General features: G+C 57.1%; 25 protein-coding genes and 3 tRNA genes. 14 read left to right on the forward strand and 14 right to left on the reverse strand.

Features of this window, described 5'->3' with window-relative positions; translation table 11 throughout:
• The first annotated feature begins 128 nt into the window (after positions 1 to 128).
• The 3 genes from ACFCXQ_RS08725 to ACFCXQ_RS08735 all read left to right on the forward strand — a co-directional run bounded on the left by ACFCXQ_RS08725 (position 129) and on the right by ACFCXQ_RS08735 (position 3,324).
• A complete protein-coding gene (locus ACFCXQ_RS08725) occupies positions 129 to 1,340 on the forward strand; it encodes a GGDEF domain-containing protein (protein WP_379549755.1) in 1,212 nt (403 codons plus the stop codon).
• A 93-nt stretch (positions 1,341 to 1,433) separates the two neighbouring features.
• Positions 1,434 to 2,819, forward strand: coding sequence for a M28 family peptidase (locus ACFCXQ_RS08730; RefSeq protein WP_379549756.1), 1,386 nt, complete (start codon positions 1,434 to 1,436; stop codon positions 2,817 to 2,819).
• A gap of 139 nt (positions 2,820 to 2,958) precedes the next feature.
• On the forward strand, positions 2,959 to 3,324 hold the full coding sequence (locus ACFCXQ_RS08735) for a hypothetical protein (RefSeq protein ID WP_379549758.1): 366 nt from the start codon (positions 2,959 to 2,961) through the stop codon (positions 3,322 to 3,324).
• A gap of 20 nt (positions 3,325 to 3,344) precedes the next feature.
• Here ACFCXQ_RS08735 and ACFCXQ_RS08740 read toward each other — a convergent pair whose 3' ends face one another.
• The 4 genes from ACFCXQ_RS08740 to ACFCXQ_RS08755 all read right to left on the reverse strand — a co-directional run bounded on the left by ACFCXQ_RS08740 (position 3,345) and on the right by ACFCXQ_RS08755 (position 6,934).
• Positions 3,345 to 4,688 carry an MATE family efflux transporter gene (locus ACFCXQ_RS08740; RefSeq protein ID WP_379549760.1) on the reverse strand — a complete coding sequence of 448 codons (1,344 nt, stop codon included), beginning with the start codon at positions 4,686 to 4,688 and terminating at the stop codon, positions 3,345 to 3,347.
• 34 nt (positions 4,689 to 4,722) lie between these two features.
• Positions 4,723 to 4,799 (reverse strand) — tRNA-Pro (locus tag ACFCXQ_RS08745).
• A gap of 54 nt (positions 4,800 to 4,853) precedes the next feature.
• Positions 4,854 to 4,927: transfer RNA gene (locus ACFCXQ_RS08750), tRNA-Ile, on the reverse strand.
• A gap of 180 nt (positions 4,928 to 5,107) precedes the next feature.
• The gene (locus tag ACFCXQ_RS08755; protein ID WP_379549762.1) at positions 5,108 to 6,934 is read right to left on the reverse strand and encodes a sensor histidine kinase; all 1,827 of its coding nucleotides are present in this window, start codon (positions 6,932 to 6,934) and stop codon (positions 5,108 to 5,110) included.
• A gap of 222 nt (positions 6,935 to 7,156) precedes the next feature.
• Between ACFCXQ_RS08755 and ACFCXQ_RS08760 the strand changes: the two genes are divergently transcribed.
• Together ACFCXQ_RS08760 and ACFCXQ_RS08765 are read left to right on the forward strand one after the other, a co-directional pair.
• Positions 7,157 to 7,618 (forward strand): Lrp/AsnC family transcriptional regulator, encoded by a 462-nt coding sequence (locus ACFCXQ_RS08760; protein WP_379549764.1) that lies wholly within the window; start codon positions 7,157 to 7,159, stop codon positions 7,616 to 7,618.
• Between the two features lie 37 nt (positions 7,619 to 7,655).
• The gene (locus tag ACFCXQ_RS08765; RefSeq protein WP_379549766.1) at positions 7,656 to 8,627 is read left to right on the forward strand and encodes a DUF2306 domain-containing protein; all 972 of its coding nucleotides are present in this window, start codon (positions 7,656 to 7,658) and stop codon (positions 8,625 to 8,627) included.
• Between the two features lie 35 nt (positions 8,628 to 8,662).
• On the opposite strand, the gene accC is transcribed toward ACFCXQ_RS08765, so the two are convergent.
• The 5 genes from accC to ACFCXQ_RS08790 form a co-directional block, all read right to left on the reverse strand.
• Positions 8,663 to 10,012 carry an acetyl-CoA carboxylase biotin carboxylase subunit gene (gene accC / locus ACFCXQ_RS08770; protein ID WP_379549768.1) on the reverse strand — a complete coding sequence of 450 codons (1,350 nt, stop codon included), beginning with the start codon at positions 10,010 to 10,012 and terminating at the stop codon, positions 8,663 to 8,665.
• Between the two features lie 14 nt (positions 10,013 to 10,026).
• Positions 10,027 to 10,527 carry an acetyl-CoA carboxylase biotin carboxyl carrier protein gene (gene accB, locus ACFCXQ_RS08775; protein ID WP_379549770.1) on the reverse strand — a complete coding sequence of 167 codons (501 nt, stop codon included), beginning with the start codon at positions 10,525 to 10,527 and terminating at the stop codon, positions 10,027 to 10,029.
• A 90-nt stretch (positions 10,528 to 10,617) separates the two neighbouring features.
• Positions 10,618 to 11,052 carry a type II 3-dehydroquinate dehydratase gene (gene aroQ, locus ACFCXQ_RS08780; protein ID WP_379549771.1) on the reverse strand — a complete coding sequence of 145 codons (435 nt, stop codon included), beginning with the start codon at positions 11,050 to 11,052 and terminating at the stop codon, positions 10,618 to 10,620.
• 95 nt (positions 11,053 to 11,147) lie between these two features.
• A complete protein-coding gene (locus ACFCXQ_RS08785) occupies positions 11,148 to 11,561 on the reverse strand; it encodes a holin family protein (RefSeq protein ID WP_379549773.1) in 414 nt (137 codons plus the stop codon).
• A 139-nt stretch (positions 11,562 to 11,700) separates the two neighbouring features.
• Positions 11,701 to 11,777: transfer RNA gene (locus ACFCXQ_RS08790), tRNA-Pro, on the reverse strand.
• Between the two features lie 233 nt (positions 11,778 to 12,010).
• Between ACFCXQ_RS08790 and yajC the strand changes: the two genes are divergently transcribed.
• The 3 genes from yajC to secF are packed head-to-tail and all read left to right on the forward strand — an operon-like array spanning position 12,011 to position 14,951.
• Positions 12,011 to 12,334, forward strand: a complete 324-nt coding sequence (gene yajC / locus ACFCXQ_RS08795; protein ID WP_379549775.1) for a preprotein translocase subunit YajC — start codon at positions 12,011 to 12,013, stop codon at positions 12,332 to 12,334.
• Between the two features lie 24 nt (positions 12,335 to 12,358).
• Positions 12,359 to 13,957, forward strand: a complete 1,599-nt coding sequence (gene secD, locus ACFCXQ_RS08800) for a protein translocase subunit SecD (protein WP_379549777.1) — start codon at positions 12,359 to 12,361, stop codon at positions 13,955 to 13,957.
• Positions 13,958 to 13,970: 13 nt separating this feature from the next.
• A complete protein-coding gene (gene secF, locus ACFCXQ_RS08805) occupies positions 13,971 to 14,951 on the forward strand; it encodes a protein translocase subunit SecF (RefSeq protein ID WP_379549779.1) in 981 nt (326 codons plus the stop codon).
• A 13-nt stretch (positions 14,952 to 14,964) separates the two neighbouring features.
• Here the strand turns inward: secF and ACFCXQ_RS08810 are convergent, their stop codons facing one another.
• Positions 14,965 to 15,537 (reverse strand): helix-turn-helix domain-containing protein, encoded by a 573-nt coding sequence (locus ACFCXQ_RS08810; RefSeq protein WP_379549781.1) that lies wholly within the window; start codon positions 15,535 to 15,537, stop codon positions 14,965 to 14,967.
• Positions 15,538 to 15,638: 101 nt separating this feature from the next.
• Here ACFCXQ_RS08810 and ACFCXQ_RS08815 point away from each other — a divergent pair, with 101 nt between their 5' ends.
• Positions 15,639 to 16,127 carry a DUF6456 domain-containing protein gene (locus ACFCXQ_RS08815; protein WP_379549782.1) on the forward strand — a complete coding sequence of 163 codons (489 nt, stop codon included), beginning with the start codon at positions 15,639 to 15,641 and terminating at the stop codon, positions 16,125 to 16,127.
• A gap of 11 nt (positions 16,128 to 16,138) precedes the next feature.
• On the opposite strand, the gene ACFCXQ_RS08820 is transcribed toward ACFCXQ_RS08815, so the two are convergent.
• The 3 genes from ACFCXQ_RS08820 to ACFCXQ_RS08830 are packed head-to-tail and all read right to left on the reverse strand — an operon-like array spanning position 16,139 to position 18,949.
• Entirely contained in the window at positions 16,139 to 16,504 is a 366-nt protein-coding gene (locus ACFCXQ_RS08820) for a SnoaL-like domain-containing protein (RefSeq protein WP_379549784.1), read from the reverse strand.
• A gap of 31 nt (positions 16,505 to 16,535) precedes the next feature.
• Complete coding sequence (locus ACFCXQ_RS08825) at positions 16,536 to 17,114, reverse strand: uracil-DNA glycosylase family protein (RefSeq protein ID WP_379549786.1); 579 nt, start codon at positions 17,112 to 17,114, stop codon at positions 16,536 to 16,538.
• Positions 17,111 to 18,949: an ABC-F family ATP-binding cassette domain-containing protein gene (locus tag ACFCXQ_RS08830; protein ID WP_379549788.1), complete on the reverse strand. Its 1,839-nt coding sequence runs from the start codon at positions 18,947 to 18,949 to the stop codon at positions 17,111 to 17,113. Before ACFCXQ_RS08830 ends, ACFCXQ_RS08825 begins: the two co-directional genes overlap by 4 nt.
• A 115-nt stretch (positions 18,950 to 19,064) precedes the next feature.
• Here ACFCXQ_RS08830 and ACFCXQ_RS08835 point away from each other — a divergent pair, with 115 nt between their 5' ends.
• The 5 genes from ACFCXQ_RS08835 to ACFCXQ_RS08855 all read left to right on the forward strand — a co-directional run bounded on the left by ACFCXQ_RS08835 (position 19,065) and on the right by ACFCXQ_RS08855 (position 23,043).
• Entirely contained in the window at positions 19,065 to 19,787 is a 723-nt protein-coding gene (locus ACFCXQ_RS08835; protein ID WP_379549790.1) for an SIMPL domain-containing protein, read from the forward strand.
• A gap of 78 nt (positions 19,788 to 19,865) precedes the next feature.
• On the forward strand, positions 19,866 to 20,183 hold the full coding sequence (locus tag ACFCXQ_RS08840; RefSeq protein WP_379549791.1) for a PepSY domain-containing protein: 318 nt from the start codon (positions 19,866 to 19,868) through the stop codon (positions 20,181 to 20,183).
• 122 nt (positions 20,184 to 20,305) lie between these two features.
• Complete coding sequence (locus ACFCXQ_RS08845) at positions 20,306 to 20,986, forward strand: response regulator transcription factor (RefSeq protein ID WP_379549793.1); 681 nt, start codon at positions 20,306 to 20,308, stop codon at positions 20,984 to 20,986.
• A gap of 145 nt (positions 20,987 to 21,131) precedes the next feature.
• Complete coding sequence (locus ACFCXQ_RS08850) at positions 21,132 to 22,466, forward strand: sensor histidine kinase (protein WP_379554612.1); 1,335 nt, start codon at positions 21,132 to 21,134, stop codon at positions 22,464 to 22,466.
• 52 nt (positions 22,467 to 22,518) lie between these two features.
• Positions 22,519 to 23,043 carry a hypothetical protein gene (locus ACFCXQ_RS08855; RefSeq protein WP_379549795.1) on the forward strand — a complete coding sequence of 175 codons (525 nt, stop codon included), beginning with the start codon at positions 22,519 to 22,521 and terminating at the stop codon, positions 23,041 to 23,043.
• Here ACFCXQ_RS08855 and ACFCXQ_RS08860 read toward each other — a convergent pair.
• Positions 23,040 to 23,360, reverse strand: coding sequence for a chorismate mutase (locus tag ACFCXQ_RS08860; RefSeq protein ID WP_379549796.1), 321 nt, complete (start codon positions 23,358 to 23,360; stop codon positions 23,040 to 23,042). The genes ACFCXQ_RS08855 and ACFCXQ_RS08860 overlap by 4 nt on opposite strands.
• Positions 23,361 to 23,419: the final 59 nt, after the last annotated feature.

A 23,419-nucleotide genomic window follows, 5' to 3' on the forward strand; every position in this document is an offset into this window, starting at 1 on the left:
GTTCAAGAGAGAACACTACGTAGTATCCCTGTTAGCAGCATTTTTACGGGTTTGTGCCAGTTTACTGCTCCACGTTGCCCCAAACTGCATACTCCGCCAGCCAAACAAGATGAAAGGAGGAATACGCGATGCACGCAATGATCCTCACTTTTGTCATCCCGGCAGTGGCGCTTATTTTCACTGTCGCGTTCTTTGGGTTGTGGTGGAACAATCGCAAGCGCATCCATGTGCTCGCCTTCTCCGCTTGCTTTGCCTCGATTGCGATTGGTGTCGCCTTCAATATCTGGGTCTCTGCCAATGTCGGCCTGCCAGGCATTGTGTTCTACCACCTACTTTCGATGGCTGGATTGCTTGCGATGATGTGGGGGCTAACGGTTAGGCATGGCCAAAAGGCGCCCATTGGGGCCTATGGCGCCACAGCGCTTTTCACATGCGCGATACTCTGGATCGCCAGCGCGGCTGGAGAAGTGAGCGCTATGAAAATGGCGCAAAACACCAATTCGGCGCTTATAATGGCAATGATGGCCACCAACCTATGGCACTATTCCAAAGACCACTGGGCCGATCGCGCACTGATTTGGGTCTTGTCATTTCTGGCATTATTCGGTTTTGTCCGTCCCCTCTTGACGGAGTTGTCGGACGTCTTGTTCGGTAGCGGCGAAGCTGGCGCGGCGACACTGACGTCGATCCACGCTTTGGTTTTGGCGGTCCTGCTAACTCTAATGGCGCTGTGTCTGGCAGCGATGGTGATCAGCGACAATATGGATCAACAACGCCACGAAGCCGCATTTGACCCGCTTTCGGGCGTGCGGATGCGTGGCGGGTTTGAAAGTGACGCGAAGGCGCTGTTGCGATATGCGCGAGAAGAGGGCGTAACCGTTAGTTTGATCGTGGTGGATATTGATCACTTCAAAGCAGTGAATGACGCATTCGGCCATGTCGCTGGTGACCGCGTAATTGCCGGTTTTGGCAAGATGTTGGGCCAGATGACTCGCGGCCGCGACATCACGGGCCGGGTGGGCGGCGAGGAGTTTTGCATTCTCGTGTGGAATTGTAATTTGACGCAAGCAGCGAAGATGTCTGAGCGAATTCGCCGTGCCTTTGCAGCTTCTTCCCATTGCAAAGAAAATCACAATGTCCGGTGCACAGCCAGTTTTGGCATTGCTGAGGCGGAGCGTGATGAGGGATATAGCGCGCTGTTTGAGCGCGCTGACGCAGCGCTTTATCGCGCGAAACGAGCAGGGCGTAACCGCGTTGCGGCTGACGGTGAGCTCGAAACAGACACTTCAGAAACCGTGGTCGACTTCGCGCCGCGCGCGAGCTTAGTTCAGCGGGGCTGAACTTCATTCGGTTTCGAATTTGCCCCGTTAATCGGGCAGAAGCGTAGCGCATCCGACTGGACTTGGCAGAGCGCGGTCACTAGCAAGCAGGGCATGCAAAAGACCTTCCTCGCGCTGGCCGCGCTCTCGTTTTCGGTTCCCACATTAGCGCAAGAGCCTGACCGCTTGAGCGCGATTGCGGACGAGGCGTTGACGGGGGATACCATCGCATGGGATTTCGTCGAAGGGATAACCACCGAGGTCGGACCGCGTCAGGCGGGGACGAAGGCCGAGGCACGCGCCCGCGATTGGGCGATGGCTTGGCTCAAGGCGCAAGGTTTTCAGAACGTTGCGAATGAGCCCTTCGAGATGGAAACCTGGGTGCCGGGTGACACGCATAGCGTCGAAATTCTTGAACCGTTCCCGCAACCCTTCGTCATCCAGCCGCTCGGCAACAGCGCCTCTACTGGCACTTTGGGTCTCACCGCAGAGGTGGTTGAGTTCGCCAGCGTGGGCGATTTGTCGGCTGCGGAAGATGGCAGCCTTGAGGGCAAGATCGCTTACATCAGCCACCAGATGCGCCCTTCGATGGACGGCTCTCATTATGGCTTTGCCGGGCCGGTTCGGTGGTTTGGGCCAAGTATCGCGGCGAGCAAAGGCGCGGTCGCGACCGTCATCAAATCAGTTGGCACAGATAACAGCCGCAACCCGCATACCGGCGGCACCAGCTTTCCCGAACGCACAACGCCGATCCCTGCGGGCGCGTTGAGCCTGCCCGATGCGGCCAATCTTGAACGAATGTTTGACCGGGCAGGAGAGCGGCCCATCACTATGCGGCTCGTGCTGACGCCAAAGCTGCTCGGCACCACGATGAGTGGCAACGTGGTGGGTGAGATTGTCGGGCGTGATCCCAGCCTGCCGCCGATCTTGCTCGCATGTCATCTTGATAGTTGGTGGAATGCGCCCGGCGCGTTTGACGATGGTGCAGGCTGCGGCATTATTACCGCCGCAGCGCAGCATGTCGCGCGGACAGGGCAGCCCTTGCGGACAATTCGTGTGCTGCTGGCAGGCGCGGAAGAAGTCGGGTTATGGGGCTCGAAGGCCTACAGCGCGGCTCATATCGACGAGCCAATAGCGGTCGGCATCGAAAGTGATTTTGGCGCGGACCGCATTTGGCGCTTCGAAAGCAATTTTCGCGAGACAAACGAAGATCTGCACATGAGGCTCGCCAATTCCGTGGCGCGCTTCGGTGTGGCAAATTCAAGTATCGTTGCCAGTGGCGGTGCTGACCTCAATATCTCGCGCGATCAAGGCGGTGCGATCATTGATTTGCAGCAGGATGGCACGCGCTATTTCGATTTGCATCACACGCCGGACGATACGCTCGACAAGATTGATCCAGTGCAGCTGCGCCAGAATGTCGCTGTTTGGACGCAGGTCGTCGGCCTGCTTGCGAATGAGCCGAACGCTATCAAGAAGGGCGATCCGCTTGCAAATTGACGGCTGAGCGAGAGTTAAGCCAAACTAGCAAATAGCCCATAGTTGGATGAGATTACTTTTTGTTCATGAAGGTTCGGTAACCGGTGTCAATAAGGTATTTCGACGCCCGATTTGGGCATATTTTTTGTGGGTAAGATAAATGTCCAAGACGTTGCTAGCTGCAGTCGAAGATCTCGAGAATATCGAGAAAGAACTTGTTGAAGTAACACTCCACTCGGAAACGATTGATCGCAGGCGGCTCATTAAGCTCCGTGCCTCTTTGCTCCAGGGCCTGATGTCACTCGGGCAGACGGCCAAGGATGATGCTGAATTTTCCGCAGATCCTGAGCGGCTCAAGCGGTTTCGCCATCGCCACAATGAGATCAAGAATCACATGTCTCAGCATCAGGCCAACTGGATGCCGAGCACAATTCGCGAAGATCCGGAAGAGTATAACAAGGCAGCGCGGAACCTTGGCCGGGCGAACGCAGAGTTTTTCGCATGGGCCAAGAAAGTCGCTACCTGATTGTTTGCGGCAGGCCGAGTTTAGCCAAAATCGCGCTTGATCAAGCCCGGTATCATCAAAGCTTGTATGCCTGCTCTTGCTGCCAGGAAGAGCGCAAAGCTGGCCCAAAGGCCAATATTGCCGAGCGGCCAAGTCAGCCAGAGGCTCGCCGCGAAGACAAGCGATGCCCCCGCCATCGAGAGCAGCAAGGCGCGCGTCCAGCTCGCGCCAACAAATACACCATCGAAAACGAAGCCGGCTAGTCCTGCGAAGGGTATGATAACCAGCCAAACAATGTTTGCCCTTGCAGCCTCAGCCACCGCATTTGTTGCGGCGAAGCTATCAAGCAACGGCCTTGCGAAAATTGCGAAGGCCAGCGAGAGCAGTGCCGCAGCGCCCATGCCGCGTAGCAGAATAGCGCGGATATAGGCTGCGAACCCGCGCCGATCTTTCGCACCAACGCGCTCTCCATTGAGGACCTGAGCCGCATTCTCAAACCCATCGAGAAACAGAGCGGTGAGCACGAACATTTGATAGATGATCCCATTGGCCGCAAGTGTCACTGCGCCGCGCTCTGCTGACAATCTGGTCAGTGCGGCGAGTGCCAGCATCAGAATTACTGTCCGCAAGAAGAGGTCGCGGTTTACCGATAGGAAGGGGCGCAAGGCACCCCAGCGCAGGTTCTGCGCATTGACCGCTTGGAGTAGCGAGCGTCCATCCGAGCCGCGTAGTACCAGCGCGCCGACCATAGCGAGCTTCGCAAACTCTGCGACGAAGCTTGACCAGCCGATGCCGGCAATCCCCCAATTCAGACCCAATACAAACCATAGGCCCAGACCGACATTGATGAAGTTATAGAGCACTTCAATGATCAGCACTGCGGTCATCTGGCGGCGGCCAATCAGAAAGCCCATCAGCGCCAGATTGACCATCACAGCCGGTGCTGTCCAATAACGGATTTCTGCATAGATGGTCGCGGCGCTCAGAACATTTTGCTCCGCGCCAAGGGCCACAAGCAGGTTAGGCAGCAGAACGGGCTTCAGCAGCAGTAGGCCAACCCCGATCGCCAAAGCCACCGCAAGGCCTCGCACGAGAACCGCGTGCTGTGCATCCTTCCCATCGCGCTCACCCGATTGCGCGACCAGCCCGGTTGTGCCCATCTTGAGGAAGTTCATCACGGTGAACAGGATTGCGAATAAACGCGCCCCGACATCGACTGCACCTTGCGTTGCGGCATCATCCAGCCGCCCGACAATCCACATGTCGCCCACACCAATCAGAGCGGTCGCTACATTGGTGACCATTGCGGGCAAAGCAATCGCCCAGATGATACGTGTGTCGATTGGCGCTTGGGACGCTGGTTTTGCCGAATGTGTGGAAGTCATGCGGATGCTCGCATACTCACTCTAAGAGAAAATCTGGTCGGGGAGACAAGATTCGAACTTGCGACCCCCTGTACCCAAAACAGGTGCGCTACCAGGCTGCGCCACTCCCCGACAGATTTTCACGCCCAACGTACACGTCCGCTATACCAGACCGCCCGCATTCGGTGGGCCCGGCAGGACTTGAACCCGCGACCTAGCCGTTATGAGCGGCCAGCTCTAACCAACTGAGCTACAGGCCCCTACCGAAAAGCAGGTTGCGAACACGCCGATGGCGAGGGCAGGCGCGTAGCGTGGCTTTGCGCGAAGGGCAAGCACTCAAACAGCGGATTTGTGGTTTACTTGGGCAGATTGGCCGATTTTCTGCAGGTTTGTGGTTCGCGAGCCGCGTTGAGCGGCCTCGAGCGAGCTTGACCGGGCGATCAACTGGGCGCGCGGTCCGGTGCCGATTCTGGGCTCGGCGTGAGCGACTCGCTCGTCAGAAGCGGCAGACTGAGCACCAGATGATTGTCTTGGCGGGCTAGCTCACCGCCGCAAGCGCGCGCTTCTGCGCGGGCCAGCCGCAGAGCAAAACCTGACCCAAAAATGCCTGGGGTCGATGCCTCGATATGAGTGCGGGGCTCGGTCGCGAAAATATCTTCTGCATCTTTCAATGCGCTTGGCACGCCGCAGGTATACTCAAGCGTTTCCGCGTCACATTGCAGATCCATCGCCACAATCTCACCAGCCGCAGTGGTCGAAGCGATTGTGCCGAGAAAACGCCAAGCGAGTAGCTCAGCTTCATCTTCCGCTATTGGAATGAACGCGCGCGGAGCATGCCATTTAACATCGAAGCGCGCGACGCGCGGTGACAGCATGCTTTGCAGATGCTCGACCTGCTGCTGAGTGATGGCTCTGAAATCACAGCTACCCTCGGCAAGAGTGAGCGAGCCACCTTCCAATCTGGCCAGCCGGTCAAGTTCATCAAACCCGGAGAGCATCCGCGCACTATCCCCAGCAATTGACGCTGCAAGCGCGCGATATTCATGGGATGCTGCGCCGAATAACTGCTGCTGAATGACTTCGGCAAAACCCTGCACCGCGTTGACCGGTGTCCGCAGCTCATGGAGCAGCTGTCTGATGCGATCAGCCTCGGCCTCGGCATGTTGGCGATTGTCGACCTCAGAAAGACGCCTGAAGCGCCCAACATAGCCAGCAAAGCGGCCATCAGTCTGCGTGAACCGCGGTGTCGCATCGATCAGCCAATCACCGGCAATCACGGGTGCACCCTCCAATTCCGCTTTGGCCCGGGTGACCGGTTGGCGGTTGCGCAAGGCCTGCGCGAGGGCAGGGACGGCGCGCACATCCCGAGTGAGGCGGGTTCCGACGATAGACGGCGCGACAAATGTGTCTGCCCAATCGATGCGGTAATCGCTGTCAGCACTAAATCCGAACGCCTGCGTGCGCTTACGCTCGCGCGCCTGTGCTTGCTCTCCCAGCGGCAGGCGGGGTGCGTTTTCGCCGCGCTGCGTTTCGCTCTCACCACCTTGGTTGTCACGGGCTTTGCTGAAGGCTTCAATCCGCCGGACCAGTTCACCAATTCCGGGTTTTTGCGATGTTGGTGCAGGCTCTGTTTCGACCTCGTCGTTGATCTCTGCGGGCGCCTCTTGGACCTCGTTTGGCGCTTGCAGCTCTACTGCTTCCGGCACTTCTTGCACAAGCGACTCGTCAAGGATCAGCTCAGGCTTTTCATCCGTGTGCTGAGTATCTTTCGGAGCCTCCGCGTTTGGCAGCTGGTTCTCCGAAGCTTCAAGTTCTTCCGGCTCATAGTGGTTAGGCAGTACGCGGTCTTGCACGCCTAGCTGATTAAGGATCGCCACTGCCTCATCGGGTAACGTAGTGCGATGACGCAGAAACCCGCGCGCTTGGATCGGTAAAGCCGGGATAAGCTGTTTCCACTCTGACGCGCTCAAAGTGGCTCTTGCAAGCGCAGGTGCCGCAATTTCGGCCTCATGTTCTCCTAAGAACGCCACCAGCGCTGGGTTGCGAATGCGCTGCCCACTTTCGCTCACAATCCGGGCGCGATCCTTCGTCGGAACAGCTTGGCTCAGCGTCTCTAAGCGCAGGAACGCCGCAGCTTCTAGACTCTCATCATGAAACCGTGCCTTCTCGCCCAGCAAATCGAGCAATTGCCGATACTGCGTTCGTGCCGCAAGCTCGCCCGTGGCGCGGTGGCGCAGCACAGTAGCAAGGCGGTCATCGAAGTGCATTATATCTCCAGGGGCGCAAGACGGGGGTGGCGCATTGTCCCATACTCTTATCGAACATCCTTAAATTTGTCCTAACAGCCGACGTGAAATCCCCACCCTCGTTGCAAAGCGGGACAATTGCTGGCAGGAACAATATTATTAGGTTTGAGTCGCCTTTTGCGAGACTTAGTTTCGTTTTCGGCTATTCAAATTTGGACTGCTACCCGTTCTGGAGTGCCCTTAATGGCCAATTTCGACGAAATAGACCAACGCTTGCTTGCTGAATTGCAAGAAGAGGGGCGTGTGACCAATGTCGAGCTTGCGCAAAGAGTTGGGCTCACAGCGCCGCCCTGTTTGCGCCGTGTTCGGGCATTGGAAGAAGACGGCGTTATTCGCGGCTATCATGCCGATCTTGATGCCTCAAAACTGGGCTATGCGATAACCGTGTTTGCGATGGTCAGCCTCAAAAGTCAGGCAGAAGACGATCTGCGCGAGTTTGAGGAGCATATGCGTGACCTGCCCGAGGTCCGCGAAGTCCATATGCTCAATGGAGAGATCGACTTTATCCTGAAGATTGTCAGCCGCGATTTGCAGAGCTTTCAGGAATTTCTGACCAGCAAGCTGACCCCGGCGCCGAATGTGGCAAGCGTTAAGACCTCGCTGACCATTCGCACGGCCAAGCACATGCCGGGTGTGCCGCTTTGAGTTAGGTCATGGCCAGATATCAGCTTCTGGTACGTCTATGGAAGAGGCACCAGTCGTACCGCTGGTGTGGCTACGCCCAGCTTTACTGTGTGCATTCAACCTGAGCGCTCATCTCGTTTTACGCAAAGCTGAACATCTTGACTTAGAGTGTTATAGAGTTAATACACTAAGTCACATGGCGACATCGAAAACACTTGCAGCAATTAGTACGCGCGCTGGCAACGACAATCGCCGCGCGTTGAAGGCGATGACCTTCGCCGCATCGGCTTGGTTTGTCCCGGTGTTGGTGGGGCAGTTCATCTTCGTCGCATATATTCTCCACACTTATGGCTCGCCATTATTTTTTGGTGACATGACGCAATGGAATGATCACCTTTCAGAAGCATGGATCGCTGGAAGAACGATGGGCAACGGAGCCGTCGCCGCGCATTTGGCGCTTGCGATCGTGGTCCACATTGGCGGTCCGTTGCAATTGGTCCCACAAGTCCGCTCGCGCTTTCCCAGGTTTCACCGATGGACTGGTCGCGTGTTCGTTTTCGCTATGCTCGTCGCGGTCGTTTCGGGCGCTTATATGATGATTGCGCGCAACATAGGTGAATGGACCCTATATCTCGGGTTTTCAATGCAGATGATATTCATAATCTGGTTTGCTGCGTTTACCTTGCGTCATGCCATCAGGCGTGAGATTTCGGATCATATGCGTTGGGCAACGCGCCTGTTTTTGGCGGCGAGTGCCGTTTGGTTCCTGCGCGTTTTGGTGATGGTCTGGTTCGTTTTGACCGGCGGCATCGGTATTGACCAAACGACGGGCACCGGTTGGTTTCTAGACATTATGTCCGTTGGCCAATTTTTACCCTTGGCGGGGTATGAGATCTACCATCGTTTGAAGAGCGGCGGGACCGCCATTGCGCGATATGCGATGGCTGCCTTTTTGTGGTTCGCGGCATTGGCTACGGCAGTAGGGGTAGCTTTGGCGATGCTGGGGATGTGGTTTCCGGTTCTGGGCTGAACACTGCGGACGACCGGGCGCCGACGTCCTCACATTTACCCCTCGCGGCTCTCCAGCCACTCTTCCAGCCATTTTATCGAATAGTCGCCTGTCTGCACATCCTTCTGCAGGATCAGCTCCTGATGTAGCGGGATGTTGGTCTTCACGCCTTCGACCACCATTTCTTCCAAAGCGCGTTTCAGACGCATCATGCAGCCATTGCGGCTGCGGCCATAGACGATCAGCTTGGCGATCATGGAATCGTAATAGGGCGGGATGCGGTAGCCGGCATAAAGCCCGCTATCGACGCGTACATGCATGCCGCCAGCCGCGTGATAGTAAGTCACTTCGCCCGGTGACGGGGCGAAAGTCCACGGGTCCTCGGCATTGATCCGGCACTCGATAGCGTGGCCGTTAAACTCGATCTCTTCCTGCTTGACGGAGAGCTTCTTGCCCGCTGCAATGCGGATTTGCTCGCGCACGAGATCGACGCCTGTGATCGCCTCGGTTACCGGGTGCTCAACTTGCAGGCGCGTGTTCATTTCGATGAAGTAGAACTCGCCATCTTCCCACAAGAATTCGATAGTGCCAGCACCGCGATAGCCCATGTCGCGCATCGCCTTTGCGCAGACTTCGCCCATGCGCATCCGGTCTTCCTCGCCTAAAACGGGGGAGGGCGCTTCTTCGAGCACCTTCTGATGGCGGCGCTGGAGTGAGCAATCGCGCTCGCCCAGGTGGATCGCATCGCCATTACCATCGCCGAATACTTGGAATTCGATGTGGCGTGGATTGCCGAGATATTTTTCGATATAGACGGTCGCATCGCCAAACGCAGCTTTGGCTTCGCTGCCCGCCTGGCTCATGAGCGTTTCAAGCTGGTCTTCGCTTTCGCACACCTTCATGCCGCGTCCGCCGCCGCCTGATGCAGCTTTGATGATCACTGGATAGCCGATTTCAGCAGCGATTTTGCGGCCTTCATCGGGGTCAGAGACTGCACCATCGCTCCCCGGAACCAGCGGTAAACCCAGTTCGCCGGCGGTTTTCTTGGCTTGAACCTTATCGCCCATAGTGACGATGTGTTCGGGCTTGGGGCCGATCCACTTGATCTCATGCGCCTCGACGATTTCAGCGAATTTGGCATTCTCAGAAAGGAAGCCATAACCCGGGTGGATCGCGTCGCATCCCGCAACCTCGGCAGCTGAAATGATCGCTGCATGATTGAGGTAGCTGTCGGTTGCTGAGGGCGGGCCAATGCACACCGCATGATCAGCCAGCCTTACATGCATGGCGTCAGCATCAGCGGTGGAGTGCACCGCAACCGTTTCAATGCCCATTTCATGCGCCGCACGGTGAATGCGCAGCGCAATTTCGCCGCGATTGGCGATAAGGATCCGCTTAATCGTCATGGCGTTCCGCCCGCTCAGCCGATCACGACCAGCGGCTGGTCAAATTCAACCGGCTGGGCATTCTCGATCAATATGGCTTTGACGGTGCCAGACTTGTCAGCAGCGATTGGGTTCATCACCTTCATCGCCTCGACAATCACCAGCGTGTCGCCTTCTTTCACGCTGTCACCAACGCTTACGAAGTCCGGCGCGCCTGGTTCTGGCGCAAGATAGGCCGTGCCCACCATAGGCGATTTGAGCGCGTCTGCATGGTCGGCGGCAGGAGCCTCGGTTGCTTCAACTGGCGCAGCCGCAACAGGCGCGGGTGCAGCTGCCGGGGCTGGCGCAGGCGCAGTCATCATCGCGGCGGGAGCCGCAACGCCGCCGCCGCGCGACACGCGAACCTTTCGGTCGCCATCCTCAACTTCGATTTCGGTCAGGCCGGTTTCGCTCAGCATATCTGCAAGCTCGCGAACCAGCGCAGTGTCGACATTCATGCCAGCTTTTTTGCCAGCGGTGCTTTTCCTGTCGGCCATGAATACCCTTGTGGTTGTTTGGGGGTGTTTGTCTTCGCCCCGCGTATGAAGGCGAGGGGCGGCAAAGACAAGGGGGTGTAAAATCTGCCGCTAGAGCGCGGCGGCTTTTTCCAGAGCTACGATATAGCTTTGCGCGCCTAACCCTTGGACAACATCGGCTGCGGCCATGCTCACATAAGAGGTGTGGCGGAACTCTTCGCGCGATGCCGGATCTGATAAATGCACTTCGATGACTGGCACACTGATCGCATTGATCGCATCAAGCAGTGCGATGGAGGTGTGGGTGTAAGCTGCGGCGTTGAGCAGCACAGCCTTAGCGCTTTCTGCCTGAGCTTCGTGTAGCCAATCGACCAAATGCCCCTCGTGATTGGATTGCCGCATCTCAATGGTGAGGCCCAGCTCTTCGCCGCGTGCCTCAAGCATTGCTGCAATATCATCCAGCGTTTGCGAGCCATAAATCTCCGGCTCGCGTGTCCCGAGCAGGTTAAGATTGGGGCCATTGAGGACGTAAATCATATCGGTCATTAAAGCGCACTAGACCGAGCGGACCCAGCCCTCAAGTAGCGAAGCGATAGGGCAGCTGATCCCCAGTCCTCAGGTAGCGAAGCGGTAGGGCAAACCTACTTATCAACGCCCTTAATCTTACCCCATTGGCGCGCCGCCGTGTAGCCTAGATACCCTGTGCCAAAGAGGGCATAGAGTGCCTCTGGTAGACCGCCCAGATAAGCGTTCATCCCTTCGCCAATATCGCGGGCAATGTCTGGGTGAAATGCCGCGAGGATGCCCATAGGTAGTGCGGTGAGCAGCAAGATGTACATCACATAAAGGAAAGAGGGGCGCGCGCGGCTGGTCCACGGATCTGTGGAGTTAGCTTCGGCAACAATCGCCGACAGGCGCGCTTCGATGGCTTTCAGATCATGCGTGCCTTCCAGCTTGATCAATTCAAGCTTCGCTTTCGCGCGTGCTTCTTTGTCGGGAATGATCTTGTCGATGATGGATGCGATGGGGCCAATGAGCGATTCGATGAGTGCCATTTTGCGCGTTCTCCTGTTGGGTACAGGCCATGCGCTAACCAAATAGGTTCGTGTAGGAAAGGTGCTAGAAGTTCTGGCTTGAGCGAGGCGTTGCGCGCCTGCAAATCAAAAGGAGGGAAATTCGGAGGGGTAAATCCACTGGTCGGGACGATAGGATTCGAACCTACGACCCCCACACCCCCAGTGTGATGCGCTACCAGACTGCGCTACGTCCCGGATCCAGTGGAGGCGGCGCTATAAGCCCGTGCCCCAAACAAGGCAAGCGGCATAGCAAGCGCGATCACGCCACGCCTAGCATATGAACGCGGCGCAGACGCTTCGTTGCTCTGGCGCATTATTGCTGCTAGCGGCGCGATTATCGATTGCATGCGGGGCGCATGGCTTGAATTTGCCGTGCCAGCACCCAATTGCGTGTCTCCAATCTGATCCGTTTTTGACAAGGTTTTCTGATGCTCAATTTCCTCGCCGCTGGTACTGGTGCCGCAGCCGCTCCTGCATGGGCTGGGTGGCTGCCAATTGTGGGCATGATCCTGATTTTCTGGTTTCTGATTATCCGCCCGCAAATGCGCCAGCAGAAACAGCACCGTGAGAAGGTCGAAGGGATCAAGCGCGGCGATGAAGTTGTGACCGCTGGCGGCTTGGTAGGCAAGGTAGCTAAGGTCGACGAGACCTATGTCGAGCTTGATCTGGCTAAGGGAGTGCGCGTGCGAGCGGTTAAGAACACGATTGGCGACGTGCTAGAGCCTGGCGCTAAGCCAGCCGCTAACGACTAAGCGACCGCCAGGAGTTCGCGACACATGCTCGATTTTTCCCCCTGGAAGAAGACTTGGCTCTGGTTGATCACGGCCGTGGCTATCGCTGCGGCGCTGCCGTCGATCTTTGCGACGACTGACCTGCGCTGGCCGGAGGCTCTGCCCAACCCGACCGTTAACTTGGGCCTCGATTTGGCTGGCGGCAGTCACATTTTGCTTGAGGCGGAGCAGTCTCAGGTCGCGGCACAGCGCCTTGAGAATATGGAAGAAGCGGTACGCGGCGCCCTGCGTCAGGCGGAGCCGCGGATCCGCATCGGCGATGTGTCGACACGAGATGGGCAGCTCAGCTTTTTGCTGGATGATCCCAGTCAGGTTGACCGCGCGCGCGAGATCATCCTGCCTCTGATGGATGGCACCGGGTTGGTGCGCGAATGGGACTTGTCCGTCATTGATTCCAACCGCTTTGTCTTAGAGCAGACGAGTGCTGGCCTAGATCAAGCAGTCACTGACGCGATGGACAGCGCCACTGAAGTTGTTCGCAAGCGCATTGATGCGCTTGGCACACGTGAGCCGACAATCATCCGGCAGGGCGATACACGCATTGTGGTGCAGGTGCCTGGTCTTGATGACCCTGATGCGCTCAAGGCCCTACTAGGGCAGACTGCCAAACTAGAATTCAAACTGGTTGATCAGACCGCTTTGCCGACAGATGTTGAGCAGGGCCGCGCCCCTCCGGGCAGCCAGATTTTCCCCTTCTCAGAAGAATCGGCTTTTGCTGGCACATCGCTGGCTGTGGAACGGCTGGGCGGCATTCGCGGCGACAATCTTATCAATGCGCAGCAAAGCGTTGATCCGCAAACCAATGAGCCTGTGGTCAACATTACCTTCGACCAGCAAGGCGGTGCCCGTTTTGCCAAGCTGACGACGGAAAATGTGAACAAGCCGTTCGCGATCATTCTCGATGGTGAGGTGCTCTCGGCGCCCAACATTAATGAGCCAATTCTTGGCGGTACGGCGCAAATATCGGGCAGCTTTTCGGTCGAGACAGCGAATAACCTAGCAATTTCGCTTCGCTCTGGCGCGCTGCCGGTTGATCTAGCGGTGATCGAAGAACGCACAGTCGGCCCTGACCTCGGCGCCGATTCGATCCGCAAAGGCACGCTTGCCATGATGATTGGCTCCGTTGCGGTGATCGCATTGATGATCGCGAGCTATGGCCGGTTTGGTATCTACGCGACGATCGCCTTGGTGTTCAACGTTTTGATGGTGCTCGGCATTATGGCTGGCCTCAACACGACGCTGACATTGCCCGGAATTGCCGGCTTTGTCCTTACGGTCGGTGCGGCGGTCGATGCCAATGTGCTGATCAACGAGCGTATTCGCGAGGAGCGAAAGCGCGGGAGGCGCGTCATTGCGGCGGTCGAGAACGGCTATAAAGAGGCAACACGGGCTATTTACGATGCGAACATCACCAACTTCATCGCGGGTGTGCTGCTGTTCCTGTTTGGCTCTGGCCCGATCCGAGGCTTCGCCATCGTTCTGATTATTGGCCTGTTCACCAGTGTCTTCACCGCCGTTGTGCTCACGCGCATGTGGGTCGCGGGGTGGCTGCGCAAAGCACGCCCAAGCGACCTAAGCCTGTGACGGGAGAGAGAAAATGAGATTGCTCAAACTTGTCCCCGAGGACACCAACATCAAATTCCTCAAGCTGCGCGTGCCGTTTTTCGTGTTCAGCATTGGTCTGATCATCGCCAGCTGGGCTTTGGTGTTCACACAGGGCCTCAATTACGGGGTCGACTTTGCGGGCGGGCAGGAAATTCGCGCGACCTTTGTTGGTGAAGCAGAGGCGCCCATTGCAGAATTGCGCAACACGGTTGGCGCGCTGCCGACAGTCGGCGATCCCATTATTCAGCGGTTTGGCGCGCCCAATGAGGTCTCGATCCGCGTAAAGCTCCCGCCCGAGGCAGAGGGCGACAAAGAATTTGCTGACCGCATGACACAATCGATCACTGCCGCATTGCGCGATGGCCATCCCGGCGTGCGCATTGACGGCGTGGATTCGGTTTCGGGTAAAGTGTCAGGCGAGTTTCGTCAGGATGCCATTCTTGCGCTTGTCGCTGCAATGCTTGCCGTGGCGCTCTATATCTGGATCCGTTTTGAGTGGCAGTTTGGCGCGGGCGCGCTATTTGCGCTGTTCCACGACGTGTCGCTGACACTGGGCATGTTTGCTCTGTTCCAGTTAGAGTTCAGCCTGCAGATTATCGCAGCGATACTCGCGATCATCGGTTATTCGCTGAATGATACGATTGTCGTGTACGACCGCATTCGCGAGAACTTGAAGAAGTATCGTAAGATGCCGCTGGTCGAACTGCTTGATCTGTCAGTCAATGAGACCCTGGCCCGAACGGTGATGACATCGCTGACGCTCGCCGTCGCATTGCTGCCGCTGTTGCTGATGGGGCCTGCGAGCCTCTTTGGCCTCGTCGCAGCGATCTTCCTCGGGCTTGTCGTGGGTACGTATAGCTCGGTCTATATGGCCGCGCCGCTGCTCATCTGGCTTGGCGTAAACCCAAATAGCTTCGTTCCGGAAGAGACAGTGGCGGATCGCCAAGAGCGGGTCGCGCGCGGCGAAGTTTGACGCAGCGATCCTCCTAAAGGCGCCTGATCAACATCTCAGCGACGGCAATCCAAGCTGGCTCGGCGATGATTTCCTGCTTTTGGCCATGGCCTGGCGGCAGTAGGCCGACCAACCCTTCTTGACGGTCAATCAAGCGTCCAAAGGCAAAACGGCCAGCCTTCTTCGGCACGAGCACGTCGCGATTGATCGCTTTATGCGCGTCTTCCGGATCAAGCTGCCTCAGCCATAATTGGTCGCCAGGGCGATATTCGCCTTGGGGGTAGCTCACCTCAAGCACCATCAGCGGGCCGCCTTGCGTAAGGTCAGTTGCGAGCAGCGCATCGCAGGGAGCGTCCAGCGCCTCGGGGCCGTCCTGATCTAGAGTCGCGACAATTTGCGCTGTCGCCTTTTCTTCTGAGCGGACCAGCAATTCAGGGTCGACCTCAAGTGCAGCGCCCAAGCGCTCCATCCATTTTAGCGACAGAGTGCGCGTGCCTGTCTCGAGCCGACCAATAGTTTGCGGAGTGGTGACTGGATCACAGGCTTCTGCCAGATCGGCCAGCGTCCAGCCCTTTTCCTTGCGAATGGTGCGAATACGATTGATCACAGCAAACCTCCGATAACCAAATTGGTTTTTCCTCTTTCCTACACGAACCGAATCTTTGCAAGGGACTTGCTTACAGATAATCACAGGAAGGTGAGGCGAGCATGGTATCTGAGGTTAGAAAGCCGGTTTTAGTCGAGCGTGAATTGACCGAAGAGGGGCCGCGCCGGGGAAGCGGGGCCAAAGGCAAAAAGCGCACCGTCACGATGAACCTCGCCGAATCCCCGATTAGCTGGCTTCATGCCCGCGGGCATTTGGATGAGCGCCAATATCATGCGGGCGAGCGCTTGCTGGCCGATTACGAGCGCGCGCAGCTTTCCCCGTCGGTCACTATGCGGTGGGAGCCGGTGCGGATCCGCTCCACGGGTGAGCAGGATCTGACCGCGTCCGAGCGTCAGCTAGCGGCCAAGCAGCGTTTCGACGCGGCGATGATGGAGGCAGGCTCAGGACTCAAAGATGTTCTGTGGCACGTGGTATGCGGAGGCGAAGGATTGCCGACTGCTGAGAAAGCGTTGCAATGGCCCGCGCGCAGCGGCAAGCTCGTACTTAAGATTGCATTGGACCGTGTGGCTGACTTTTACCGCATCCACTGACGACCGCGGGCTTACTCCGGCATTTCCGCAGCTTCGTAAAAGAACCGCTCCTCTGCAATCTTGCCATCTTGAACGGTGTAGATGGCGGTTTCTGATGATTGGCTGCGTTCGCCCATCATGGTCACATCCATTGAGTAGTTAACTGCGAATTGCTCGCCCACGACAAAGGGGCCCGCCATCTCAAACCCGTGCATCTCAGCGTTCTCATTCCACCATGCGTGTTTTTCGAGCAATTGCTCACGGCCTTCGACGCGGTTCATGGGACCGTTGCCGGGCTCCATGCTCACGATGTCATCTGACCACATGGCTTGATACGCTTCTGTGTTGTCCTCTTTGACTGCATTGAAAAAATTCTGGGCGACTTGCTCAATTGACATAGCAGCTCTCCTTTGTGCTCCAGTGTGATTTTTAGGAGCGCATTGTGTCAAAAACGCGACGGCGAAGGTCGGGCAACACCTCAGATGCAAACCAAGGGTTCTTCTTCATCCATATCGCGCTGCGCCATGCGGGATGGGGGAGGGGGACTATCTCAGGTAAGTAGTCGCGCCAGCCTTGGACACGGGCGGTCATCGACATCTTCGTGGTGTGCGGCAGGTAATACTCCTGCGCATAGGTTCCGACCAGCAAAGTCAGACGGTCCTTGGGCAGGGTCCCGAGGACCCGGTCATGCCATTGCGGCGCGCATTCCTTGCGCGGAGGTGCATCGCCGCCCTGCGCTTTGCCGGGATAGCAAAACCCCATCGGCATGAGCGCGATCTTGTCCGGGTTATAGAATGTCGTCTTGTCGACACCTAGCCATTCGCGCAGCCGGTCTCCGCTATCGTCATCCCACGGGATACCGCTTGCGTGAACTTTTGTGCCTGGTGCCTGGCCGATAATCAGCAGCCGTGCCGTCGAGGAAAATTGCACCACGGGGCGGGGGCCGTGTGGCAAATGGTCTGCGCAGATTTGGCAGGCGGAGATTTCCTGGTGAAGCTCGGCGCTCATCCTTCCACTCTTTCGGCGAGCTCCAGCCAGCGCTCTTCAGCAGCGTCCTTTTCGGTCCGGGCATTTTCCAGCCCTTTGGAGATATTCGCGAATTTCTGCGGGTCTTTTGTGAAAAGCTCAGGGTCAGAGAGAATCTCTTCGCCGCGCTCAATGGCGGCCTCGAGTTCCTCAATCCGAGCGGGCAGCAATTCGTAATCGCGCTGATCTTTGTAGGAGAGTTTGTGGGTTTTTGCGGGCGCTGACGCAGCAGATATAGTGGTTTCTTTCTTAACAGGCGCGGCTTTGACTTTCTTGCCTACCGGAGCGCGGCGTTTCGCTTCCCAATCGGCATAGCCGCCTGCGATCACATCAACCCGGCCGCTGCCATCAAGGCCGAGCGTCACCGATACTGTGCGGTCGAGAAAGTCGCGATCGTGACTGACGATCATAACCGTGCCGTCGTAGTCGGCGATCACTTCTTGCAAAAGATCAAGTGTTTCGAGATCAAGGTCATTGGTCGGCTCGTCCAGCACCAGCAAATTGCTGGCCTTGGCGAATTCGCGCGCCAGAAGCAGCCGGGAGCGCTCGCCGCCCGAGAGAATATCGACCTTGGTATCGACGATCTTGGGGTCGAACAGGAAGTCTTTGAGATAGGCCTGCACGTGCTTGCGATTGCCGCGCACATCGAGCCAGTCGCCGCTTTCTGCCAGAATGTCGCGCACGGTTTTGCCCGGAGCGAGCAGGCGGCGCTGCTGATCGATCATTACACCGCTTAAGTTTCGCGCGATGGTGACGGTGCCATTGTCCGGCTCTAGCTCTCCGGTTAACATTTTGAGCAGCGTCGTTTTGCCCGCACCATTGGCACCGACAATGCCGATGCGGTCACCGCGCTGGATCCGTAAAGAGAACGGCTTGATGATGGTTACGCCGTCATAGGCCTTGCTGATCTTGTCTGCGACGATGACCGATTTGCTCTTGAAGTCCTCTTCGGTTGTCAGTTTCAGCTTGGCCGAACCACTGTCGCTGATCATGGCGGCGCGTTGAGCGCGCATCTGATAGAGCTTCTCGAGGCGGCCCTGGTTGCGTTTGCGCCGCGCGGTTACGCCGCGCTCCAGCCAATGCGCCTCCAGCTTGAGCTTCGCGTCCAGCTTTTCCGCCGCGCGTGCTTCCTCGGCATAGACCTGCTCTTCCCAAGCTTCATACCCGCCAAAGCCGACTTCCTTGCGCCGCAAAGCGCCGCGATCAAGCCAGAGTGTCGCCTTGGTCAAACGCTTTAGAAACGTCCGGTCGTGGCTGATTGTGATGAAGGCGCCTTTGTACCGCGTGAGCCAATCCTCCAGCCAATCAATCGCGCTGAGATCGAGGTGGTTCGTCGGCTCATCAAGCAAGAGTAGGTCGGGGTCCTGCGCTAGCGCCCTCGCAATCGCCGCGCGGCGCTTTTCACCGCCGCTTGCGCCCTCGGCCGGTGTGCTCATGTCAATGCCGAGCTGTCCTGCAATCGCATCGACCTCATGCTCTTCCGGGGCGTGATCGCCTGCCAATGCGCCATCGGAGGTCGCTCGGTCCGCCAGTGCCCAGTCGGCGAGCGTTTCATAGCCGTCAAAGACAGGTTCTTGTTCTAACATGACGATGCGCATGTTGGGCTTGACCTTACGCGCGCCGCGATCACTTTCGATCAAATCCTGGATCAAGCGCATTAGCGTCGTCTTGCCCGCGCCATTCCGGCCAATTAGGGCAAGCCGGTCACGCGGGGCGACATGCAGGTTAAGGCCGTCTGTACCGGGGCCGCCGAATAGCCAGCGCCCGCCCTGTTGCAGGCCAATGCCTTCGAGGCTGAGAATTGGAGGTTGCGCCATGAGCGGGGCGGGTTAGGCGTAGTCGTAAGCAGCCGCAAGAGTGTTGCGTCGTTCAGCCACGCGTCAGCCCATAGCGGTGACTAAGCAGGTCACGGCCATGTACAGGAGGAAATTCATGATCCGTTTTGCCATTCCATTGATGTTGATGAGCGGGCTCTCAGCACCGGCGATCGCTGCGACAATTGAAATTGAGACAAATGGCCCAGTGGTTGAATTGATGCTCAGTGAATCCATTCAATCTGCGCCGGATGTGGCGCAAGTGGGCGCTGGGGTAATTACCAGTGCGCCCACCGCCACCGCAGCGATGCGGGAAAATGCGGCCAACATGCGCGCAGTCATCGCTGAGCTGCGCAAAATGGGAATTGACGAAGACGATATTCAGACTAGCAATTTCAGCGTCCGCCCGAAATATGACTATGACAGAGAAAATGAACTCCAGGTCCTAACGGGCTATCAAGTCATCAATTCCGTGTCGGTCCGACTGCGCAATCTCGATGAGGTTGGCGAGACGCTTGATACGTTGATTCTGGCCGGGGCAAACAATATCTCTGGGCCCAATTTCAGCCTCGAAGATGATGCTGAGGTTAAGGCCGAGGCCCGCGCCAAGGCATTCGCGCGCGGGATGGAAATGGCACGCGATTATGCGCGGCTAGCCGGATATTCGGACGTTCGCATCTTGGAAGTTTCGGAAAGTATTTTTACTTCGGGGCCGCGCCCGCAAGCGATGATGGTGCGCGATGTCGCGGCTGCCTCACCGGCGTCGACTCCAATATCAGCGGGCGAAGTCGGCACGTCTGTGTCCATCTCGGTCAAATATGAGATGACAGGCGCGCCTTAACCTTTATTCATGACTCTGAACGTGCTGAAAGGCGCGCATTCACTAGATGTTCAATGCTTCGAGGGTATAGCGATCATCATGAAGCGAGGGTTCACACAATTGCTAGCTGCGGTGTTGGTCGCGGCGTTGGTGCAGAGCGGCTTTGTTGCTGCCCCTACAGCTGCGCAATCGCGTGAGGATCAAAGCAAAGCGCGTCAGGAAATGCGTGCCGGAAACATCATGCGCGCCCGCGAGATTGAGGCGCGCGTTTTGCCCACTATGGGCAATGCGGAATATCTTGGCTTTGCTTACGATTCCACGGCACTTGCTTACCGGCTCAAGTTCATTCGTTCGGGCAAAGTAATGTTTGTCGATGTCGATGCGCGCACTGGCCGGGTGCTTAAGCGCAGCCGCTAATCCCCCGATTTTGTAGTCTCGCAAATTTGTCGTTCAGGTTGACGTGTTCATGTACATGAACGAAACATGCCGCATCACAGCTTTTGCAAGGTGATGGATCGGCAATTGAGGGATATGAACGCATGAGAATTCTGATCGTCGAGGATGAGCCGACACTGGGCCAGCAGCTCAAATCGACGCTGGAACAAAATGGCTATGCTGTTGATCTGTCGACCGACGGTGAAGACGGCCATTTTCTGGGTAGCACCGAAGATTATGACGCTGTTATTCTCGACCTTGGCCTGCCCGAGATTGACGGGCTGACCGTGCTCGGCATGTGGCGCAAAGAGGGGCGCGATTTCCCTGTGCTGGTGCTGACTGCGCGTGATAGCTGGTCTGATAAGGTGGCTGGCCTCGATGCTGGCGCTGATGATTATCTCGCCAAGCCGTTCCAGACAGAAGAGCTTATCGCGCGTTTGCGGGCGCTTATCCGCCGTGCTTCGGGCAATACCTCAAGCGAGTTGACCGCTGGTAATGTTCGCCTTGATACGCGTTCTGGCCGCGTGACGCTCAGCGGGGAGCCGGTAAAGCTCACCGCGCAGGAATATAAGCTGCTTAGCTATCTGATGCATCACAAAGGCAAGGTGGTGAGCCGGACTGAGCTGATTGAGCATATTTACGACCAGGATTTTGACCGCGATTCCAATACGATCGAGGTCTTTGTTACACGCATCCGTAAGAAGCTGGGTGCAGAAGTGATCACAACAATACGTGGACTCGGTTACAGCCTCGACGACCCCGCAGACGCGCCTCGAGCCTCTTGAGGATACTGGCGCGAGCAGCGCTGGTGAAAATGAGCGTTTGCGCGATGGTGAGCAGCCCGCCGGTGGCGAAGCCGGTGGGGGCGAAGCTGCGGGCGCAGCTGTAAGCCAAGCGAAACCGCGAGCGCGGCGCAGTCTTGCAAGCCGGATGATGGCGATTGCGGCTGGCTGGATCTTGATCTTGCTGGTCGGCGGCGGCTTCGCCCTCGATCGCACGCTCACCAATCTGGTCGAGCGCAATTTCGATGAACAGCTCGAATATATGCTCACTGCGATGATCTCTTCAGCAGAGGTCGATTTTGGCGGTGAGGTCTATTTCAACCGAACACTAGGTGATCAGCGTTTTCTGGAGCCAAACTCCGGTCTTTACTGGCAAATCAGCGGCGAGGGTTTTGAGGACTACCCATCGCGCAGCCTTTGGGATCGCACATTGGAAGTGCGCGGTGACCATGAGGGTGATGCAATCCACATGCATAATTCCAACCAATTTGCTGATGAACCGCTACGTATAGCCGAGCGTTCGGTCTATCTGCCGGGCAGTGATACGAAATGGTGGTTCACGGTCGCCGCGAGCCGCGAAGAGCTCGACTTTCAAATCACCAGAATCCGCTCAATTTTGATCTGGAGCTTCGCCGCGCTGGCGATTGGTCTGATGGCCATGGCCGCTTTGCAAAACTGGTTTGGCCTCGGACCGCTCAGGCGTGTTCGTGCCGCAATTCAGGCGCTGCGCTCGTCAGGTGCGAATAGGATTACAGAACCTTTGCCGCTGGAGGTCGAGCCACTGGTTGAAGAGATTAACGGCCTGCTTGCACACACTGAGCAGCAAGCGGAAGAAGCGCGAACGCATGCTGGCAATCTCGCCCATGCTCTTAAGACGCCGCTGACGGTTCTGACCAATGCCGCGACAGCGCGCGCCGATGATCTTGCTGACACAACAATTCGTGAGGCGCGCACGATGCAGCGTCATGTTGATCACCATCTTGCGCGGGCACGGGCAGTTGGGCGGCGCGCGGTTGGCCATGCGCGCACGAGCGTCGATCAAAGCGCGCAGGCTGTGCAGCGCGCAGTTGAGCGGCTCTATTCTGAAACGCGGTTTGATATTGATACCAAGCATGCCGCCATGGTCGCGATTGAGCGTCAGGATCTGGATGAAATCCTTGGAAATCTGATCGAGAATGCTGCGAAATATGGCGGTGGCAGCGTCTTTGTGACAATCGATATTGAACCCGAGAACGAACAATGCGTGATCTGGATCGAAGATGATGGAATGGGCATCCCGCCAGAGAAGCGCGATGATATCTTTGACCGGGGCGCGCGCCTCGACACAGGCAAGCCCGGCACAGGGCTGGGCCTTGCGATCGTGCGCGATGTGGCGGAGATTTACGGCGGCTCGGTGGAGCTTCAGGAAAGCGAAGATCTTGGCGGATTGCTCGTTGTCTTGTCGCTGCCACGATCAGATGAAGGTGCGTCAACAAATAGTTGACATCACGACATCACGACGCTAAGCTGTCAATATAAAGTTGACGGAGCAATTCATGAACATTGAAAACGAAGAGCTGCTTCGCAAGTCAGTTCGGAACATCCCGATCAATTGGCTGAATGAGCAGGATCGCGAGTTTGAGCCCAATGATCGAAGCTCGTATTCTGAAATGGTAGTTGCAGCGCATGTGACTTCCGAGGAGGCAAAAAATTCGCTGAAGGATTGGGTGGATGGAGCCAGGCGTGCTGAACATAGCTGGGCTGACATCGGTGATTTGCTGGGCATCTCTCGTCAGGCCGCGCAGCAAAGGTTTGGTGGCGGATCGACTGAAGATGAACATAAGGCCGACGGCTTCATCGTGCTCAAGGGGGCCACCGCCTTCAACGAACTGGATTTGCTGAGCGCTGCAGGAGAAGATCGCTTGGAGCTTGTCGCGCTAGCGGCTCTCAGGTTGTTTTTCCGCAAGAGCGAAACTCGTTGGGAGTATCAGCGCACCGTCCTCACTAAACCCATCGGCGAAGGCTGGGAATATGTCGCCGGGTGGTTACCATTTCGGTACTACAAGCGCCCGGTGAGCTAACCCCTCCGTGCTCGCTCGTGATGGCGGATCACCTCATCGATAATAAACCGGATGAACTTCTCGCTAAACTCCGGGTCGAGATCGCTCTCGCTCGCCAGCTTGCGTAGCCGCTCAATCTGGATTTTTTCGCGGTTCGGATCGGCAGGCGGCAAAGTCGCTTTGGCCTTATACTCCCCGACTGCCTGAGTGATGCGAAACCGCTCCGCCAAAATGTGAATGAGCGCAGCGTCGATGTTATCGATGCTCTTGCGGTATCCGTTCAACATGGCGTCGCCGTCTGGTGTGTTCTCGTCCGAAGTCAGGGGTTCATTGCTCATAGTGCAAGAGGCTAGCAGCATTTCTCATCTTGCCAAGAAGCGCGCAGCATAGCATTGGC

The organism is Qipengyuania rhodophyticola (assembly GCF_042493225.1).
Classification (GTDB): Bacteria; Pseudomonadota; Alphaproteobacteria; order Sphingomonadales; family Sphingomonadaceae; genus Erythrobacter.